The sequence below is a fragment of the Collinsella aerofaciens genome (assembly GCF_028209885.1).
Taxonomy (GTDB): Bacteria; Actinomycetota; Coriobacteriia; order Coriobacteriales; family Coriobacteriaceae; genus Collinsella; species Collinsella aerofaciens_BA.
In genome coordinates, this window is the sequence record NZ_JAQLEM010000010.1 from 43,715 (window position 1) to 63,326 (window position 19,612).

The following is a 19,612-nucleotide window of genomic DNA, read 5'->3' on the forward strand; positions in this document are numbered from 1 at the left end:
CGGGATCGCTCGACTACCAAATACCTCGTCACCGGCCGGGCCCCGTCGTCCAAAAATCACCCGTAAAGGCGCGTTTATCTAATTTAATCTATCCCTTAAGGAACGCGGCTTGCTGGTGTTGTCTGGGCATTGATGGCTGCGTGGTTCAAGAGACGGCGGCATTACCATTTGTTTTTTTCAAGTAAAGAGGTCCGTTTCCCTGGGTTGGGGAAACGGGCCTCTTTTTGTCTCTTGGCTTGTGGATTGGCGGAGACAATAACCGCTGGCAGCTATTTCGAGTTCTTGATGCGGCGTGTGGCTGTGGCGGTTATTCCGAGGCCTGCGGCGGCGACTGCTGCGAGTGCGATTGCGCTCGGCGCTGCATCGCCCGTGTTCGCGAGCTTGCCGGCGGTCGTATCTGCTTGCTTGCCGCTGCTCGAGTTCGCCTGCTTGGTGGAGCTTGGTAGGGCGTCTTTGCCGGTTGCAGGTGAGGCAACGGGCGGTGTCGCCTCGGCGGGTTGCGTTGAGGCGGAGGGAGGCGTCGTCTCGGTCGGTTTCGTTATCTCGGGCGAGGTGGCCTTGTCTGCCGCGGCTTTCGCCTCTTCGTATGCCTTGCAGGCGTCGTCATAGGCCGCTTGCGCTTTTTTCAAATTGTCGAGGAGCGCATCTCGCCAGGCTGTGAACCGGTCGATATCGGCTTTATATTTCTCTACAGCACGTTCACAGTCATTAACTCGTCTTTCCTCTCTTCTGAGGCGGTACTGGAACTCGCGGAGCTCCGTTTCGCAATAGTTTACGTGCGTTTTTGCCGATATGATCTCACTGTGCAACTGCTTTATTTGCTGTTTAACAGTTTCGACAAACTCCTCGTAGCCGAGTGCTTCGAGTGTCTTAAGCATCTCATGTTTCTTCTCTAATTCTGCCTGGAGCTCGCTTACCCGGTTGATGGCCCCGTCGTATTTGGCTTGGGCAGCATCGATGTCCGCTTGCATGGTGGGAAGGAGTTCCCTCCCTTCGGCGGCTTGCGCCGCCATCTTTTCGCGGTACTCTTGAAAACGGGTAATGTCATCATTGAATCTCGCAATTTTCTCGGGACTTGCGGCGTTTTTTGCGGCCTCGAGGTTTTTGAGCGCTTCCTGCATGGCTGCATACGCTTTTTCTTCTGCGGCGGCCGCGTCTTCTGTCTGCGGGGCGCCCGAATTGCCGTTGGCGGCGCTCGTCTGCGAAACGGCCGCACCGGTGGGGGCGCTGGTTTCTGCAGCGATCGCCGTTACGGGGGCGATTCCCGCGACAAGTGCCGCGGAAAGGGCGATGCCCACAGTTGCTCGTCTTGCTCTTCTTGCGAGAATGTCGTTCATCTCGGCACCTCATTTCAAGGGTCGGCGACTAACTTGGTAGCACTAATGCAAGTATGCCAAGTGGTCGACCCGACACTGGCTGGGTGCGCGCCTCTCCGCTTCTTTGGAAACCGAATCCCATTAGAAATGACGAGTTGTTTACGCTTCTTTTGGGCTCACCGTACTATCATGATTCGGATTGAGTGTGAATGATGATAGGGAGCGCCTATACATGATTGAGCTGCTCAGGCGTTTTGGTGGTAAGTTTCGCCGGTATATGGTGATTGGCCCTGCGTGTAAGCTGATCGAAGTGATCTTTGACCTGCTGACGCCGCTGGTGATTGCCCAGATGATCGATAAGGGTATTGGCGCACACGATGTCAACGCCGTTATCCACTACGGCATGGTACTTGGCGCCATGGCTGTGATCGGCATCTCGTTTACGCTCGTCTGCCAAAAGATGGCGGCGCTCACCTCGCAGGGCATGGGCACCGATATCCGCGGTGCGCTCTACCAGCACATCAACAAGTTGAGCTATGCCGAACTCGACCGCTTTGGCACGCCGTCGCTTATCACCCGCATCACCAACGACGTCAACCAAGTGCAGCTTGCCGTGGCGCTGGGCGTGCGCATGCTCATCCGCTGGCCCTTCTTGGCGGTGGGCTCTATGTGCGCGGCCCTTGCCATCGACCTTAAGCTCGGCATGATCTTTTTGATTTGCACGCCCGCCATTGGCCTGGTGTTTTGGTTTGTCATGGCGCGCTGCATTCCGTACTACAAGCAGCTGCAGGCAAAGCTCGACCGCATCGCGCTCATTTGCCGCGAGGGGCTTTCGGGCGCCCGCGTGGTTCGCGCCTTTGTGCGCGAGGGCCACGAGCGTGAGCGTTTTGCCCAAGCCGCCGATGACCAGGCCAATACCGCCATCGCGGTGGGCAAGCTCTCGTCGGTTCTCAACCCCGTGACGTTTTTGGTGATGAACCTGGGTGTGTGCGCCATCCTGTGGGTGGGCGGCATTCAGGTCAACGCGGGCGAGCTCACGCAGGGCCAGGTCATGGCGTTTGTGAACTACATGACGCAGACCCTGACCTCCATCGTGTACGTCGCCAACCTGGTCGTGGTCTTTACCAAGGCGAGCGCCAGTGCGTCACGTATCAACGAGGTGCTCAATTGCGTGCCGAGCATCACCGACGAGGATAACGAGCCGGTCGCACTGCCCCAGGCACCCGCGACGGACATCGACGCCCCGGTCTCCGCTCTGAGCTTTGACCATGCGAGCTTTTCGTTTGGCGTGGGCGCCGCAAATGCCGTGAGCGATGTGACCCTGGAACTCCCGCTGTGCAAGACGCTTGGCATTATCGGCGGCACGGGCAGCGGCAAGTCCACGCTCGTCTCGCTTATCCCGCGCCTGTACGATGCGGGCACCGGCAGTGTGAGCGTGATGGGCTCCGACGTGCGCGCCTGGCCGCTCGAGCAGCTGCGCCGTGTGGTTGCGACCGTCCCGCAGCGCGCGTCGCTGGTGAGCGGCACCATCCGCAGCAACCTGACCTGGCGCGACGAGTCGGCAACCGATGAAGAACTGTGGACGGCGCTCGATATGGCGCAGGCAAGCGAGTTCGTACACAACAAGCCACAGGGGCTCGACGCCCCGGTCGAGGCGGGCGGTAAGAACTTCAGCGGCGGCCAGCGCCAGCGCCTGACCATCGCGCGCGCCTTAGTGGGCACGCCGCAGGTTCTGATCATGGATGACTCCGCCTCGGCGCTCGATTTTAAGACCGACGCGGCGCTTCGCCATGCCATTCGCGAGCGCAGCGTGCGCGGTGCCGCCGAGGGCGGGCTGCCGCTGACGACCGTCATCGTGAGCCAGCGCGTCTCGACCGTGCGCGATGCCGACATGATCTGCGTGCTCGACCACGGCTCTGTCGCAGGCCTGGGCACGCACGATGAGCTGTACACGACCTGCCAGCTCTATCGCGAGATTTGCCAGTCGCAGCTTCGTCGCGAGGAGCTCGAGGGTCAGCAGGGGAGCGCGATGCCCGCGCCCGCCCCAGGCGCCCCGGCTGCCCCGGCATCCACTTGCGCAAAGGAGGGCTGCTAGATGAATCCGTATACTTCTTCCGGTTCGGTCGCCACGATGACGGCCAACGTGTCCGGCAACGATAACCTCAGCGACCTGGGCGACGGTCCGCGCCAGCCCGGCGACCCCGAGCGCTACCCCGTGGGCGCGGTAACTCGCCGCCTGCTGGGCTACGTCCGTCCGCATCGCATTTCGTTTACGGCGTCGTTTGTGAGCGCCGCCATCTCGGTGATCTTGCAGCTCTATACGCCCATCCTCATTGGCGAGGGCATCGACCTCATCGTTACCGCCGGGCAGGTGGACTTCGGGTCGCTGCTGCCGCTCGTTACCAAGCTCGCGATTGTCGTGGTGGGTGCGGCGGCCTTTCAGTGGCTGCAGGGCTACTGCGTCAACCGTCTGTCCTACGAGACGGTGCGCGACATGCGCGTGGAGGCGAGCGACAAGCTCAGCCGCATGCCGCTTAGCTTTATCGACGGCCATGCCCACGGCGACCTCATGAGCCGTGTGGTCAACGACGTCGATCAGGTGGGTGACGGCCTGCTGCAGGGCTTTACGCAGCTCTTCACCGGCGTCATCACCATCGTGGGCACGCTCGCGTTTATGCTCTCCATTAACCTGACCATGACGCTCGTGGTGGTGCTCGTCACGCCGCTTTCCATTTTTGCAGCCGGCGCCATCGCCAAGCTCTCCAATAAGAGCTTCACTGCTCAACAGCGCATCCAGGGCCAACTCGGCGGTCATATCGAGGAGTATGTGGGCGAGCAAAAGCTCGTGGACGCCTTCGCCTACGGCCCGCACGCTCAACAGCGCTTTGATGTCCTCAACGCCGAGCTCTATACGGCGGGCGAGCGCGCGCAGTTTATGGGTTCGCTTTCTAACCCCGGCACGCGCTTTATCAACAACATCATCTATGCCGTGGTCGCCGTGATTGGCTGCGTGGGCGTGATCACGGGCGTGCCCGCTGCGCTCACGGTGGGCGGCGTGCAGATTTTCCTGTCCTATGCCAACCAGTACACCAAGCCGTTCAACGAGGTCACCAACGTCATTACGCAGATCCAGACCGCATACGCCTCGGCGCGCCGCATGTTCGCGTTGCTCGATGCACGCGAGCAGGAGCCCGACGCTGTGGATGCCATTGAGCTCGCCGCCCCGAAGGGCGAGGTTTCGTTTGAGCATGTGGACTTTAGCTATGTGCCCGACCGCAAACTGCTGCAGGATATCTGCATCGAGGCCAAGCCCGGCATGCGCTTTGCCCTGGTCGGCCCCACGGGCTGCGGAAAGACGACGCTCATCAACCTGCTGCTGCGCTTTTACGATATCGATGCCGGCCGCATCGCGGTCGATGGCAAGGCTTCGCGTGACTACACGCGCGCAAGCCTGCGTTGTGCCTTTGGCATGGTGCTGCAGGACACTTGGCTGTTCGAGGGCACGGTAGCGGACAACATTGCTTACGGTTGCCCAGGCGCCACACGCGAGCAGGTTATCGAGGCGGCCAAGCGCGCGCATGCACACAAGTTTATCGTGCAGCTGCCAGGCGGCTACGATACGGTGATCGGCGAGGACGGCGGCACGTTTAGCCAAGGTCAAAAACAGCTGCTGTGCATCGCGCGCGTCATGCTCACCGATCCGGCGATTCTGCTGCTGGACGAGGCAACGTCGAGCATCGATACGCGTACCGAGCTGCAGGTGCAGGCGGCATTCGACGAGCTCATGGCTGGCCGCACAAGCTTTGTCGTGGCGCACCGCCTGAGCACCATCCGCAACGCCGACTGCATTCTGGTGATGCGCGACGGCGAGATTATCGAGCGCGGCACGCACGACGAGCTGCTAGCGGCAGGCGGCTTCTACGCCGAACTCTACCGCAGCCAGTTCGCCCAGTGAGGAAGCCCGTGGGGCAAATTAATCAATCGACAGACGGTGGTTTACATCTGTCACGTTAGTACTAAGATATTCATCTAATAAATTGCATTAGTGGCTTTAGTTTTGGGGGAAACGAGGCAACGTGACTATGACGTGCTCTTTGGTGGTTAACAGCAAGAGCGGTAATACCAGGATGGTTTCGGGCGCGATCAAGCGCGCTCTGCAGGCTGCGGGCGTTGAATTCGTCCATGCCGCGGCGTTGAGCGACGATGCGGATGCAGATCAGGTTGCGCTCGAGGCGCAGGGCGCCTGCGCGGCCGACACGGTGCTCGTTGGCTTTTGGTGCGACAAGGGCGCGTGCACGCCTTCGGTTGCCGCGCTGCTCTCCGCTCTGCACGGCAAGCGCGTTTTCCTCTTTGGTACCTGCGGTTTTGGCGCTGACCAGAGCTATTACCAGCAGATTATCGACCGCGTAACTTCCAATTTGGCTGGGGATGCCGAGCTTGTAGGCTGGGCGATGTGCCAGGGTAAAATGGGCCCCGCGGTCAAGCAACGCTACGAGGCCATGCTCGAGCAAGATCCCGACAACGCCCGATTTAAGATGCTGCTCGACAACTGGGTTGCCGCGAAGGATCACCCCACCAAGGAGGACCTGGACAACATGGCCGCAGCCGCCAAGAAGGCCGTGCTGGGGGAGTAGCTCCCATCGCTGACGGCGGTCGGTCCATCTTTCTAAATGAAACGTCCTCCCGGGCGTCGGGGCACGAAGTTCCCTGCTCTACAGTCCTGCGCAAGACGAAGGCCACATTAAGTGGCCTTCTTTGCGTGCGGAACTCGCGATGAACTTCGTGCCCCGCCGTCCGGGAGGACGCCTCTTTATTGATGGGAGGCCTGATAGGTCGATGGTTCCGTGCCCGGATGCGTCCAAAGTGGGACGGGCTTTCCGGATGGGCAGGCTTTCGAAAAATGCGTCCCGGAATTTGCCTTTGGAATGGGACGTAGTTTCCCGTTGAGGTGCTTTGCGGAAAGTGCATCCCACTCTGGGCGGGGGACTCAACGGGAAACTGCGTCCCATAATTAGGCCGAGAAATGGGATGAACTTTCCCAATGAGAGCCAACCGGAAACCACGTCCCAGAATCAGCCCAAAGTGGGACGCACTTTCCCAACGAGCCTCAACCGGAAAATACATCCCGGAATCCAGCTGAATAGTGGGACACACTTTTCCAATCGGGTCCCAAGCGGAAACTGCATCCCGTTCCGGACGTGAATTCTGGGACACGGTTTCCGGATACAAAGAAGGCCACAAGACATGGCCTTCGACTTATATATGTTCAGCGGATACCCCTATGACAAGCTGCGCTCCAACAACAGGGCGTCTGTCCGGGCGGAGGCATATAAGGTTCATCGCGAGTTCCGCACGCAAAAGGGGCCACTTAATGTGGCCTCCGTCTTGCGCAGGACTGTCCGAGCAGGGAACCTTATATGCCTCCGCCCGGACAGACGTTTCAGTTGTGAATTAGCAGCGACCCGCTACTTGATCTTGGTTGTACCCGGTGCCAGGTTGGGGTCGGTCTCGTTGGCCTCGGTCTGGAAGTGCTCGGTGTACACGTTCTTGCCGTCGCGGAACATCTCGTAGTACTGCATCTTGGCGTAATCCTCGCGTGCCTTGGTGACAGCCGCGGCAGCGGCATCGTCACCGGTGACGTTGGAGGAGAGCGCCCAGCGCAGGCTGGCGTCCTCGTAGCCCACCGAGTTGATGGCGGGCAGCGACTCGCGCAGCGTCATGTGCGCTTTCTGGTAGTCGGTCAGCGGTGCGCCGATCAGCTGCATAAGCTGCGTGGACAGGTAGTTGGTGGACAGGTCGTCGACCTCGCTCGTCTGGTCGCAGCCGGCAACGTCGTAGTTGGCCCAGATGATGTAGTCGGTCTGCCACAGACGTTCCTGGTGCGTGGCATCGTCCTCGCCGGTAAACCACTTGTCGTTGAACTCAGACGGGAAGAACGGCTGGTGGTCGCCCCAGAACACCACGACTACCTTACGGTCGAGCTTGCTCAGGGCGTTGAGGAAGTAGCGAAGCGCCTGGTCGGACTGCTCGATGCACGAGACATACTCGTCGACATCGGAGAGCGTGCCGTCCTCGACGGTCTTGGCGTCCAGATCGGTCGTGTCGATGTTCAGGTGCATCTGCTTGTCGACCGGCAGCAGACCCGTGTCGTAGCCCGAGTGGTTCTGCATGGTCACGTCGAAGATAAACTGCGGATCGGCGTTCTGGTCGAGCAGCTCAAGAATCTTGTCGTAGGTCGCCTGGTCGGTCACCATGCCGCGCAGGGTATCGGCGCCCTGGAAGTCGTTGATGGACAGGAACTGGTCAAAGCCAAAGTCCTTGTAGACGTTCTCGCGGTTCCAGTTGGTTGCGTGGTTGGGGTGCATGGCCGTGGTGGAATATCCGAGCGACTTGAACTGCTCTGCCAGGTTCCCGGTCGTTTCCATGTTGTAGATGGTGTAGGGGTACACGCCCGAGCCCAGGTTGGCCATGGAGTTGCCGGTCATAAACTCAAACTCGGTATTGGCGGTACCGCCGCCGTAGGCGCTCACGTAGAGCTTGCCGCGGCTGAGGCAGTTGGACAGGTTCTTAAAGTACTGCGGGCCCTCGTAGCCGGCACGCATATTCTGGTAGATGGATAGGTCCGAGAAGGTCTCGTTCATGATGGCGATGACCGTGGGTTTCTCGCTGTCGAACTGCTCCTTTGCGGCGGTGCGCTCGTCACTCTTGGCTGCGTCGGACTTGTCGTAGGCCTTGGCGTACTTTTTGAGCGTGGCCTTGGCATCGTCGACGGAGTAGTCGGCGGGTTTGGGCGGCTTGATGGACTGCGCTGCGCTAATGAAAGCGGGCAGGTAGCCCTCGCGCCAGTAGCTCTCGAGCGGGCGCCAGGTATAGACGGTGATGCCGAGGGTGTTGTAGTAGTCGATGAGCGTGACGTGTGCGGTCACACCGCCCAGGCACAGCACGGCGACGAGCAGGTTGGTGAGCAGCATGCGCTTGGCGTTGGCGGCGCCCTTCTGACGGTGCGGTGCCACCAGGCCGGCGTACTCGCACAGCAGCATGGCGATGGCGGTAAAGCCCATGGACAGCACACAGAACAGCGAGATGGAGAAGGTGTAGCCGGTGCCGGCGACCGCGGCGGCGGTGGAGATGGCCGAAAGGTCGCCCGGCTGGATGGGCATGGATTTAAACGTGATGACGAAGAACTCGGCAATGCCCAGGACAAAGAGGGCAAAGGCCAGGACCGCGGGAGCTGCGCCGTGGCGCTGGAACAGGAAGAACAAGCCGATCATGAGCACGGTGATGATGGCCCACTCGAGCAGGATGCACAGGGGGTAGACGCAGGTAAAGTCGTGGTTGGACGAGACCTCCATGCCCAGCAGCGCAAAGACGCCGGCGAGCAGCAGGCACAGGACGGCGGCGACGAGTGGTTTGCCCACAAAGGCGCCGCGCAGGCGGGCGAGCTTGCCGGTGGGGGCGGGGGCGTCGGGCTTGGCGAACGCAAAGACGCGCGGGGCGATGCGATCGCGGGCGATGCTGGCCCAGGCGCATCCGGTGAGGATGGCGTTGGTCAGGATGAGCATCACAAAGGCGAGCGGCTCGTTTTGGGCGACGAGGCCAATGGCGCCCCAAATAGTCAAAAAGACCTGGAACAGGCCGAAGACGACGCTCCACCCAAGAGCGCTTTTGGCAACGGTGCCCGACTGAGCGCGAATGGCCTTGGCCTCGCGCAAGACAAGGTAGACGGTCGCCGCAAGACCGACGAGCGAGATGGCGGCAGCGAACATGCTGAGACTCCTCACAAACTAAAACGTACGAAAGCGGGGGTTTACCCGATTGTTACCAAGATATGCGCTGCAATTGGTGGCTGCGCACAACAACCAGCCATATTAACGCGCACGTGCGGCGGTGTGGCGCAATGTAGTGGCGGCCTGCGCGATAATGGACGGGAATTACACGGAAACGTAAAGGCTTCTTAAAGAATTAGCGAGGATAGAGCTATGGGCGAGCAGGTTTGTATGACGGGCACCGAGTACTGCGGCGGAGCTGTGGGCGTGGACGCGGGCGGCTATCCGGTCGAGACTACGGGCAACGCGGCGCTGGACATCTTGGAACACCGCTCGTCCACGCGTGCCTTCGCGCGTGATGACGACGACCGTCCCGTGGCGGTGACCGACGAGCAGCGGGCGGCGATCTTGCATGCGGCGAGCCGCGCGCCGTCGGCGGGCGCCATGATGATGTATTCCATCGTGAGCGTCCGCGAGCAGGCAACGCTCGACCGCCTGGCCGACCTGTGCGACCACCAGCCCATGATCGCCAAGGCGCCCTGGGCACTTATATTTGTGGTCGACTATGCCAAGTGGATCGATCTGTTTGAGCACGTGGGCTGCTTTGAGCCCGAGTTTGTAGAGCGTACGGGCAAGGCGCCCCGCCGCGCGCCGGGTCTGGGCGACTTTGCCATCGCGGCTCAGGATGCCGTGATCGCCGCGCAAAACGCCGTGGTTGCCGCCGAGGCCCTGGGGCTGGGGAGCTGCTATATCGGCGACATCGTCGAGAACGCCGAGGAAGTTGCCGCGCTGCTCGATCTGCCGCCCTATACCATGCCGCTGTCGATGCTCATCATCGGCACGCCCCGTAAGGAGCGCCCGGCAATCGCGCACCCCGTGGTGAACCTGGTGCACGAGGAGCGCTACTGCCGTGCGGATGCCGCGACTATGGATGCGCAGGTGGCCGAGATGGATGCGATGTTTCGCCCGCACGCCCGTGAGGTGGGGGAGCGCGTCGTGGATATCTACACCCGCAAGCACACGAGCCCCTTTATGGCCGAGATGAGCCGCTCCATGGAGTGGTGGTTCAAAAACTGGCTCGGAAAATGACGAATGTGACAAGGGGATAGTCCCTTTGTCACACTTCATATCGCCGCGGTAGCCTAAAGACTGTATAAATCTTTATCTAGCTGGGAAAACAGTGCATTAAAACATGGGCCGATTACCTATAATCCCTTCGAACATTAAAGTTGGGAGGAAACCGGCTTATGGAACAAAAGGCCAAGGAGGCAGCCTCGCACGCTGCGATTCCTGTGAGCATCTCGGCGATGCTCGTCACGCTGGGCGTGGTGTACGGCGATATCGGCACCAGCCCTATGTATGTAACCAAGGCGCTCGTTGCCGGCAACGGCGGCATCGGAAGCGTCACGGAGGAGTTCGTGCTCGGCGCGCTCTCCCTTGTCGTGTGGACGGTCACGCTGCTGACCACCATCAAGTATGTGCTCATCTCGCTGCGCGCCGATAACCATGGTGAGGGCGGCATCTTTGCCCTGTACAGCCTGGTCAAGCGCTGCGGCAAGTGGCTCATCATCCCCGCCATGCTGGGTGGCGCCGCGCTGCTCGCCGACGGCATCCTGACACCTGCCGTTACCGTTACCACGGCCATCGAGGGCCTGCGCACCATCCCGGCGGTCCATGCCGTGCTGGGCGATGACCAGGGTCGCGTCGTCGCCATTACGCTCGCCATCATCATCGTGCTCTTCTTGGTACAGCGCATCGGTACGGCCAAGATCGGTCACGCCTTTGGCCCCATCATGACGCTGTGGTTCCTGTTCCTGGGCGGCACGGGTCTGTTCTTTGTTTTCCAGCACCCCGCCGTGCTGCTGTGCCTCAACCCGGTGCGCGGCATCGCCTTTTTGCTGAGCCCCAACAACCACGCGGGCATCATGATTCTGGGCAGTTGCTTCCTCGCCACCACCGGTGCCGAGGCGCTCTACTCCGACATGGGCCACGTCGGCCGCGGCAACATCTACGCTACCTGGCCGTTCGTTAAGTGCTGCCTGCTGCTTTCCTATATGGGCCAGGGCGCTTGGCTTATGAACAACGCTGCCAACCCCGAGCTCATGGGCATTGCCGACCTCAACCCGTTCTACCAGATGCTCGCCCCGGGCCTGCGCCCGTTTGCCGTAGGCCTTTCCACCGTCGCGGCCATCATTGCCTCGCAGGCGCTCATCACCGGCGCATTCTCGCTGGTGTCCGAGGCCAGCCGTCTGGACCTCATGCCGCACATGCAGGTCTTCTACCCTGCCGAGACCAAGGGCCAGCTCTACATCCCCATGGTCAACAACGTCATGCTTGTCGGCTGCGTCATCGTGGTGCTGCTGTTCCAGAACTCGGCGCATATGGAAGCCGCCTACGGCCTTGCCATTACGCTGACTATGATGTGCACCACGCTGCTGCTCTTCTTCTACCTGCACGAGGAGCGCAAGCTCAAGGTTGCTCCGTGGATCTTCGCGGCCTTCTTCCTTTTGCTCGAAGGCTTCTTCTTCGTGAGCTCGCTCACCAAGTTCTTCCACGGCGGCTATTTCACCATCCTCATGGCTGCACTCATCATGGGCATTATGGTGTGCTGGTACAACGGCACGGCGGTCGAGCAGCGCCAGTTTACGCTGCTGCCGCTGCGCAGCTACCTGCCGCAGCTCAAGCGCCTGCGCGACGACGACCGTTACGAGCGCATGAGTGACAACGTCGTGTACCTGACCAAGGACACCCATACCGACTACATCGACCGCGATATCGTCTATTCGATCTTGGACAAGCATCCCAAGCGTGCCCGCGCCTGGTGGTTCGTGAATGTCGAGACCATGGACGAACCGCACACCTTTGCCTATTCGGTCGAGACGTTCGGCACCGACTACGTGTTCCGCGTGCACCTGTACCTGGGCTACAAGATCAACCAGCGCGTCAATGCCTACCTGCGTCAGGTTGTTCAGGACCTGGCTGCCACCGGCGAGCTGCCGCCGCAGACGCATGACTACTCGGTCTACAAGGATCCGGGTAACATCGGCACGTTCAAGTTCGTCCTGATCCGTAAGCTTCTGGCGCCCGAAAGCGATGTGGAGCCCAGCGAGCGTACGGCCATCACGCTCAAGTACATCATTCGCCGCGCCGCCGGCACGCCCGCGCGTTGGTACGGCCTGGAGAACTCCAACGTGAGCTTTGAGTACGTGCCGCTGTTCACCAAGTTCAAGGCCGTGAACAAGATGCAACGCCTGGCTCCCAACGAGCGGCCGTAGACGTCGGCGGCTACACGGAGTTGGTTTTTGATGGATAAGCATGAGGCCGGGGAGGTAAACATGGATACAAAGGCGCTCGATGGCCGTGAGGCGGTGGTCGAAATGGTGCGTGAGGCGCGCGTCGACGCCGCCGAAGATCGGTTCTTTACGAATCGTGCCAACATGGACATGGCCGACCGCGTGATCTCGATCGTGGCACTGGTATTTGGAGCGGTGTGCGTGTGTGCCCTGCTCGCGCACGTGCTGTTTGTCTAGCGACCGCCGGTTGCAAAGGCTATACACTTGGAACCACCACAAGGGAAACCACCACAAAGGTGCCTGTCCCTTTGTGGTGGTTTTTGTTTTTGAGAGAGGGGCGGGACGCTGATGGACGTCCGTACGGACGGCGATATTGCCGATAGCTTTTGGTGGCGGCGCACAACGCTGACGCGCCGCACTCCTCTGTATGACGCCTGCGTATCGGTGGGGCTGCTGGTCGCGGCGACGATTGTGGGCGCGCTACTCGACCATCCGGGTCTCGCGCCGAGCATCATGATCGTCTATGTGTTCGCCGTTCAGCTGTGCGCATTCTTTACCTGGAGTCGCCTGTATTGCTTGCTGAGCTCGGCTGCCGCCGTGGCGCTCTACAACTTTTTGTTTGTCGACCCGCGCTACTCGCTGTCGCTTATCGACCGCGGCTATCCCGGCATGTTCTTCATCATGTTCGTGGTCTCGCTTGTGTCGAGCTCGATTGCGTTGGCCCTGCGCCGCGCCTTGGCACAGGCTGCCGCCAGCGACCGCCGCACGCATATGGTGCTCGAGACCAACCGCATGCTGCAGCGGTGCGCCGATCAGCATCAGATCGTTCACGCCATGGCCACGCAGCTGGCGCGTCTTTCGGGCTGTCCGGTCGTGTGGTACAGCGCCGACGCCGAGGGCGATGACCTGCTGCCGCGTGCGACGTACACAGCCGTGGGCGATGCCGCCCCGGTGCACGAGCCGGCGCCGCAGATGCCGCCGCGGCTCTCGGCGTCCGCCTATGTGGGAACGCCGCTCGACGCCACGTTTGGCGGCTCGGCGTTTTATGGCATCTACCTGACGGTTCGCACGGGCGACGGCTTCGTGCGCTCGGGCGACCCCGGCTCGGTGGTGGGCGTGCTGGCTATCGTTGCCGAGCCCGACGTGCTGACACATGAGGAGCGGACACTTGCCGATGCTATCGTGAGCGAAGGCGAGCTGGCACTCGATCGCGCCCGCGCCATGGAGGCCCGCGAGGAGGCGGCGGTGCTCGCCAAAAACGAGCAGCTGCGCGCCAACCTGCTGCGCTCCATCTCGCACGATCTGCGCACGCCACTTACCAGTATTTCGGGTAATGCCGACGTGCTGCTCGATCAGGGCTCGACCGGCACCGCGGTGCTCGACGCCCAGACGCGCCGCGGCCTGCTTCTATCCATTCGCTCGGATGCGCTGTGGCTCAACGCCACCGTCGAGAATCTGCTCGCCATCACCAAGCTCGAGGGTGGCGGTATGCGCCTGTCGACCACGCTCGAGCTCATGGACGATATCGTCGAGGAGGCGCTGCGCCACGTGAACCCTGCCGTGCGCGAGCACGACCTTAAGGTGGTGGCGTGCGACGAGCCGGCGCTCGTCAACGTCGACGCGCGCCTGATGGTGCAGCTGGTGGTCAATCTGGTGAACAACGCCATCACCTATACGCCCGCAGGCTCGCATATCATGATTTCGATTAGCGTCAACGATGGACGCGTGGCGTGCTCGGTGGCCGATGACGGACCGGGCATTGCACCCGAGGATCGCGAGCGCATCTTTGAGTCATTCTATACCGCCAACCATGGCCTGGCCGACAGCCACCGTAGTGTGGGCCTGGGGCTTTCGCTCTGCCGCTCCATTGCGCTGGCGCATGGCGGTAGCATAGAGGTTGCCGCGGCGGACCCGCACGGCTCGGTCTTTACGATTGAGCTTCCCGTCGCCGATGTTTCGTTTGATAAGGAGTAGCGCTGTGCCAAACTCTGCCGTAAAACCGCTCATCTTGGTTGTTGAGGACGACCCCGCTGTCCGCAATCTTATTGTTGCCGCGCTCGAGGCGCACGGCTTGCGTCATATGGCCGTGGAGACCGCCCATGCCGCCATCGCCGCCGCCTCATCGCAGGCGCCGAGCATCGTGCTGCTCGATCTGGGCCTGCCCGATATGGACGGCGTCAAGGTGGTGGAATCGGTGCGCGCATGGTCGGGTATGCCGATTATTGTGGTCTCGGCGCGCAGCGAGGATGCGGACAAGATTCGCGCGCTCGATGCCGGCGCCGACGACTACCTGACCAAGCCGTTTTCGGTCGAGGAGCTGCTCGCGCGCATTCGCACGACGCTCAGACGCCTTTCGTATGCGCAAACGGGCGGTGTTTCCTCTGAGGGCTCGTTCGATGCCGGTGAGCTGCATATCGATTTTGATGCCGGCATCGCCACGATGGATGGCGAGGAGCTGCATCTGACGCCGATTGAGTACAAATTGTTATGCCTGCTAGCGCACAACGCCGACAAGGTGCTGACGCACCAGTTTATCCTGCACGAGATTTGGGGCACGGCAACCAAGAGCGACCTGGCGAGCCTGCGTGTCTTTATGGGCACGCTGCGTAAGAAGATTGAGTCCGACCCCGCGCATCCGCGCTATATCCAAACGCACGTGGGTATCGGTTACCGATTGGTCACCCAAGGCTAGATCGCCAACCACCATCCCAATATGAGTTGCGGTGAAATACGGTCTAAATTTGCCTAATTCCAGGCAAAACAGTCCGTATTCCACCGCAACTTTGTTTATTTGCCTTTGGGCTTGCTGGCGTAGAACTTCTTCTTTTTGGACTTGCCGGCAGGGGAGGGTTTGCCGGCAAAGTTGGACCTGCCGTTGCCGGCCTGCGCGTGCGTGGGCACTGCCGCGCGAGGCTTGCGGACCTCGGGGTTGCGCAGCTCCTCGACACGCTCGGCAATCTCCTCGGCGCTAAAGCCGACCTCGGCCATGGCGTCCTCGATGGGCAGGCGGCGCACGATGTAGCAGTGGTGCACCTTCTGGTTGCGCGCGAAGTCCTCGGGGATGGTCTGCGCCGTAATGTCCTCCAACACGACGCCCGCGCGCGCGAGCTTGCGCGTCTCGGGGCGGAAGCCGCGCAGGTTGCAGCTAAAGATGGCGTGGCCGCCCTGTGCGAGCAGGCGCGATACGCCGGCCAAAAGCTCAACATGGTCGCGCTGGACATCCCAGGTGCGGCGGCCCATCTTGGATGAGTTCGAGAACGTGGGCGGGTCGACAAAGATCAGGTCCCAGCGGTTGCGCGTCTGGCGCTGGTCGCGAATCCAGGCAAGCACGTCGTCGCGCACAAAATGATGCTGCGGACCAACAAAGCCGTTCTGGCGCATATTGCGCTCGGCCCAGTCCAGGTAGGTGTTGGAAAGGTCGACTGTCACGGTTTCCTCGACGCCGCCGTCGGCCGCATAGCAGGTGGCGGTGCCGGTGTAGGCGAACAGGTTGAGGAAGCGGCGTGCCTGTTTGGCGTGCTCGCGCACCAGGTTGCGGGTGACGCGGTGATCCAAGAAGATGCCCACATCCAGGTAGTCATCAAAGTTGACGGCAAAGGTGAGTCCGCCCTCTTCGATGAGCGGCAGGCGACGGCGCGCGATGTTGGCGCGCTCGCCCGAGCCGCCCTTGCCGGCGCCCTGCTTGCCGTACTGCGAGCCGCCGCGCGAACGCATGCGGGCCTTGGCGTGCACATGCTCGGCGGGAACATCTAGGATGCGCGGCGCGATGGCCAAAATGTCGAGCATGCGGGCCTGGGCTAGCGCGGGGTCGATGGTCTTGGGCGCGGCGTATTCGGCGATGACGAGCCAGCGGCCCGGCGTCTGCGGGCAACCCTCGTACAGGTCGATGGCGGCGGAGTAATCGGGCAGGTCGGCATCGTAGACGCGGTAGCAGCTCACGCCCTCGCGCTTTGCCCACTTGCGGCGCAGGCGGGCATTCTTGCGCAGGCGGTTGGCGAACTGCTCGGACTCGGGAATGAGCACGGGCAACGGCTTGCCGTCACCCAGGTCGAGCGTGGCGGCAGGTTCGGGCATGGAGGAAGCGGCGGCTTTGTCGTTGGCTTCGTTGGCATCCGCAACCTCGGCCTCGGCATCCGCACTGGTCGCAGCCTCAAACGCTGCGGCGGCGTGGTCGAGCGAGGGCCAAACCTCAATAGTTGCCTCTTCGTTATTGGGCATGATGGCGATGGAGCGCGCGGGCTCGGCATGGAGCGCGCGGGCCATAAGGCCATCGCGGGTGAGCGCGGCGACCGGCGCGGCGGTAAGCTCGGGCGCGCGGCGCAGCTCGCCGATGAGTGTCATGGCGTCGTGCATGAGCGAAAGCGGGGTCTCGGTGGTGTCCGCGACCACGGCGGCGCCGGCGACAGCGCCCACATGGTCCAGCACGGTGGCGGGCTTGGCGGCGCAAAAGTCGACAAAGCGCTTGTAGCCGGCGCACTTGACCATGCGCTCGGCAGTCTTGCGGGCGGTGGGGTCAATGTCCATGGCCACGATGCGCGCCTGGCGCTCGCGCGCTGCCGCCTCGCGCTCGCGCGCCTCGGCAAGCAGCTGCTCCCACAGAGCGGCGTCGTGCAGCTGCCAGCCCTCAAAGCCCCAGCGCTCGCGTGCGGCGCCCGGGGCGCGGTCGGTCAGAATGTTCACGGCTTCCAGCAACAGGCCGCCGCCGGCGCACGAGGCATCGATTAGCGTGGGAAGGGCTTCATTCTCGTAATCGTCGGCCGTCAACTCGCGCTCGCACAGTGCGGTCCAGCCGACCTGCGCCAGCACCAGGGCGGCGTAGTCGGGGCGCAACACGTGCGCACCCTCGCCGGCACGGGTCGCCGCGGGCGGCAGGCGCTTGAACAGTGGGTCGCCCGAAAGGTCCAGGCTGATGCTCGCGCGGCGCTGGCGCAGCGAAAGCAACAGGTGAACGTCGGGATCGGCAGCGTCGACATCGGCGCGACGGCCCGTGGTCTCGGCCAGACGGTCGCACAGCGCGTCCTTGGCGCGCAGGGCCGAGAAGCGCGTGTTGCGCAGCTGCTCGGTCACGCCGCGGGCGGTGATGGCAATGGTGGCGCCGGGGCGGACGATGTTCTCCCAGGCGATGTCGTAAACGCTATCGTACAGCTCATCGGCATCCTGCGCCTCAAAGCGCCCGAGCACCGCAAACACGCGGCTCGCTAGGCGTGACCACAGACAGGCGCGGTAGCCTTCTTCGAGCTCGCCCTCAAACGTGGCGCGGCCCTTCAGCCGGCGAACATGCGAAAGCCCGAGGCGTTTAAGCTCATCGGCGAGTGCGGACTCAAAGCCTTCGGGGCAGCTTGCGTAAAATTCCATGGGTGACCTCTCTGGTTGCGTCGCTCCATTATATGATGGATGCTTCGTTTGCCCTTATCCTCGAAAGGAACCCATATGATTGATGCGTGCCCCGATTCCGCCGTGCTCTTTTTTGACGTGGACGGCACGCTGACGTCGTTCGATCCCGACAACATGACCGACAAGGACTTTTCGGCGGTTCGCCCCTCGCAGGCGGTCGTCGAGGCGTTTCATCGTCTGCGCGACGCGGGACACAAGGCGTTTATCTGCACGGGTCGCCCCCTGTGGCTCATCGCCGATAGCTTGCGTGCGCTCGACCCTGCGGGCGTCGTTGCCATGGCGGGCGCCACGCTCGAGGTCGAGGGCCGCGTGGTGTATGAGGACTGCTTTGACGAAGACATTGTTGAGGAGCTTGCACGCCGTATGGCCGCGGCAGGGATTGAGGCCTTTTTCGAGACCAACGTGGCTACTTTTGCCCTGGAACCCGCGGGCGATGAGCAGTCGTCTCTGATCGGTACTTCTGTGGTGCACAGCGCCGAGGAAATGCGCGTCGACGGCCGTCTGCGCGTAGGCAAGGTGTGCCTCAACGCGCCCAGCTTGGCGCGCGTAGATAACGGTGACGGCTTTATCGATTGCGAGTTTGAGCTGTGCAACACCGGTGGTCAGAATCGCGAGCTGAGTCCCAGGGGCATTGACAAGGGCGTGGGCGTGGCGCGAGCGCTGGCGTATCTGGACCGCGAGGGAAATGCGCGCACCTTTGGCTTCGGCGATTCGGGCAACGACCTGGGCATGCTCGCCGCCGTCGAGACAGCCGTGGCCATGGGTAACGCCATGCCCGAGGTCAAAGCAGTCGCCGACTACGTGACCGACGATGTCGCACACGACGGCACCGTCACAGCGATGCAGCATTTCGGCCTCATCTAATGAATCCCGCGTTCTGACGTTTGCTCAAACTGCGACTCTTTGCTTTTGCATGCTCAATCGATTTATCAATCCAAACACTGAGGTGTTTATACCGTTCGCCGAGAAGATAAAAAACCGCAGCTCACGCCTTGATAAACGTAGGTAAAGTGTTTAGCAGTTTAACGCCCATGTGCAAGCGAAAGGAATCAGGCAGATGGCAATCAAGGTGTTCGCTGACGGTGCAAACCTCGAGGGCATGCTCGACATGTACGAGAACGGCAACGTTCAGGGTTTCACGACCAACCCGTCCCTTATGAAGAAGGGCGGCGTGACGGATTACCGCGCGTTTGCCAAGGAGGTCCTGACCCATATCACCGATGTATCCGTGTCGTTTGAGGTCTTTGCCGACGACGTCGAGACCATGGAGGTCGAGGCGCGCGAGATCGCTACCTGGGCCGAGAACGTCTACGTCAAGATTCCGTGCGTGACCACCAAGGGCGAGTCCACCGCCGAGCTGGTTCGCAAGCTTTCCGCCGACGGCATCAAGGTCAACGTCACCACTATCTTTACGCCTGCGCAGGTCGATGAGATGGTCGAGGCCGTTGACGCCGAGACGCCGTCCATCATCTCGCTCTTTGCCGGCCGCATCGCCGACACCGGCGTCGATCCCATTCCGTTTATGACGGAGTCGGTCAAGAAGGCCGCCGCCAAGCCCAACTGTGAGGTCCTGTGGGCGTCCACGCGCGAGCTCATCAACATTTACCAGGCCGAGGCCTGCGGTTGCCAGATCATCACGGTGCCCAACAGCATCCTGGCCAAGCGCAAGAACATCGGTCGCGACCCGTACGAGGTCTCGCTCGACACCGTCCGCGGCTTTGCCGAGGATATCGCCTCGCTCGGCTTCCATATCCTGCCGTAAGCAAGGGTACCCCCTGTAGCGACGTGCAAAATTGAGAGTATTCAGCAAGGTAAAGGTCTTTATCAGTTAACCGAAGCACGG

Annotated in this window: 13 protein-coding genes; 10 read left to right on the plus strand and 3 right to left on the minus strand. The window is 61.7% G+C overall.

What is annotated here, in order from left to right:
* Positions 1-269 precede the first annotated feature (269 nt).
* Positions 270-1,337 carry a hypothetical protein gene (locus PMX21_RS04010; protein WP_271758187.1) on the minus strand — a complete coding sequence of 356 codons (1,068 nt, stop codon included), beginning with the start codon at positions 1,335-1,337 and terminating at the stop codon, positions 270-272.
* Between the two features lie 211 nt (positions 1,338-1,548).
* Between PMX21_RS04010 and PMX21_RS04015 the strand changes: the two genes are divergently transcribed.
* From PMX21_RS04015 to bilS, 3 genes are all read left to right on the plus strand, one after another.
* Positions 1,549-3,411: an ABC transporter ATP-binding protein gene (locus PMX21_RS04015; protein ID WP_271758189.1), complete on the plus strand. Its 1,863-nt coding sequence runs from the start codon at positions 1,549-1,551 to the stop codon at positions 3,409-3,411.
* Complete coding sequence (locus tag PMX21_RS04020) at positions 3,412-5,271, plus strand: ABC transporter ATP-binding protein (protein WP_271758191.1); 1,860 nt, start codon at positions 3,412-3,414, stop codon at positions 5,269-5,271.
* Positions 5,272-5,398: 127 nt separating this feature from the next.
* Positions 5,399-5,950: a flavodoxin family protein BilS gene (gene bilS, locus PMX21_RS04025; RefSeq protein WP_271758193.1), complete on the plus strand. Its 552-nt coding sequence runs from the start codon at positions 5,399-5,401 to the stop codon at positions 5,948-5,950.
* An 831-nt stretch (positions 5,951-6,781) separates the two neighbouring features.
* Here the strand turns inward: bilS and PMX21_RS04030 are convergent.
* Complete coding sequence (locus PMX21_RS04030) at positions 6,782-9,082, minus strand: LTA synthase family protein (protein ID WP_271758194.1); 2,301 nt, start codon at positions 9,080-9,082, stop codon at positions 6,782-6,784.
* Between the two features lie 213 nt (positions 9,083-9,295).
* Here PMX21_RS04030 and PMX21_RS04035 point away from each other — a divergent pair, with 213 nt between their 5' ends.
* From PMX21_RS04035 to PMX21_RS04055, 5 genes are all read left to right on the plus strand, one after another.
* Positions 9,296-10,171: a nitroreductase family protein gene (locus tag PMX21_RS04035; protein WP_271758196.1), complete on the plus strand. Its 876-nt coding sequence runs from the start codon at positions 9,296-9,298 to the stop codon at positions 10,169-10,171.
* 158 nt (positions 10,172-10,329) lie between these two features.
* Positions 10,330-12,357, plus strand: a complete 2,028-nt coding sequence (locus PMX21_RS04040; protein WP_035138754.1) for a KUP/HAK/KT family potassium transporter — start codon at positions 10,330-10,332, stop codon at positions 12,355-12,357.
* 60 nt (positions 12,358-12,417) lie between these two features.
* Positions 12,418-12,612 carry a hypothetical protein gene (locus tag PMX21_RS04045; protein ID WP_035138755.1) on the plus strand — a complete coding sequence of 65 codons (195 nt, stop codon included), beginning with the start codon at positions 12,418-12,420 and terminating at the stop codon, positions 12,610-12,612.
* Positions 12,613-12,723: 111 nt separating this feature from the next.
* A complete protein-coding gene (locus PMX21_RS04050) occupies positions 12,724-14,349 on the plus strand; it encodes an ATP-binding protein (protein WP_271758199.1) in 1,626 nt (541 codons plus the stop codon).
* 4 nt (positions 14,350-14,353) lie between these two features.
* On the plus strand, positions 14,354-15,067 hold the full coding sequence (locus tag PMX21_RS04055) for a response regulator (RefSeq protein ID WP_226812477.1): 714 nt from the start codon (positions 14,354-14,356) through the stop codon (positions 15,065-15,067).
* Positions 15,068-15,162: 95 nt separating this feature from the next.
* On the opposite strand, the gene rlmKL is transcribed toward PMX21_RS04055, so the two are convergent.
* A complete protein-coding gene (gene rlmKL, locus PMX21_RS04060; RefSeq protein WP_271758201.1) occupies positions 15,163-17,730 on the minus strand; it encodes a bifunctional 23S rRNA (guanine(2069)-N(7))-methyltransferase RlmK/23S rRNA (guanine(2445)-N(2))-methyltransferase RlmL in 2,568 nt (855 codons plus the stop codon).
* 75 nt (positions 17,731-17,805) lie between these two features.
* Between rlmKL and PMX21_RS04065 the strand changes: the two genes are divergently transcribed.
* Together PMX21_RS04065 and PMX21_RS04070 are read left to right on the plus strand one after the other, a co-directional pair.
* The gene (locus PMX21_RS04065) at positions 17,806-18,633 is read left to right on the plus strand and encodes an HAD-IIB family hydrolase (RefSeq protein ID WP_271758203.1); all 828 of its coding nucleotides are present in this window, start codon (positions 17,806-17,808) and stop codon (positions 18,631-18,633) included.
* 193 nt (positions 18,634-18,826) lie between these two features.
* On the plus strand, positions 18,827-19,531 hold the full coding sequence (locus PMX21_RS04070; protein ID WP_271758205.1) for a transaldolase: 705 nt from the start codon (positions 18,827-18,829) through the stop codon (positions 19,529-19,531).
* Positions 19,532-19,612: the final 81 nt, after the last annotated feature.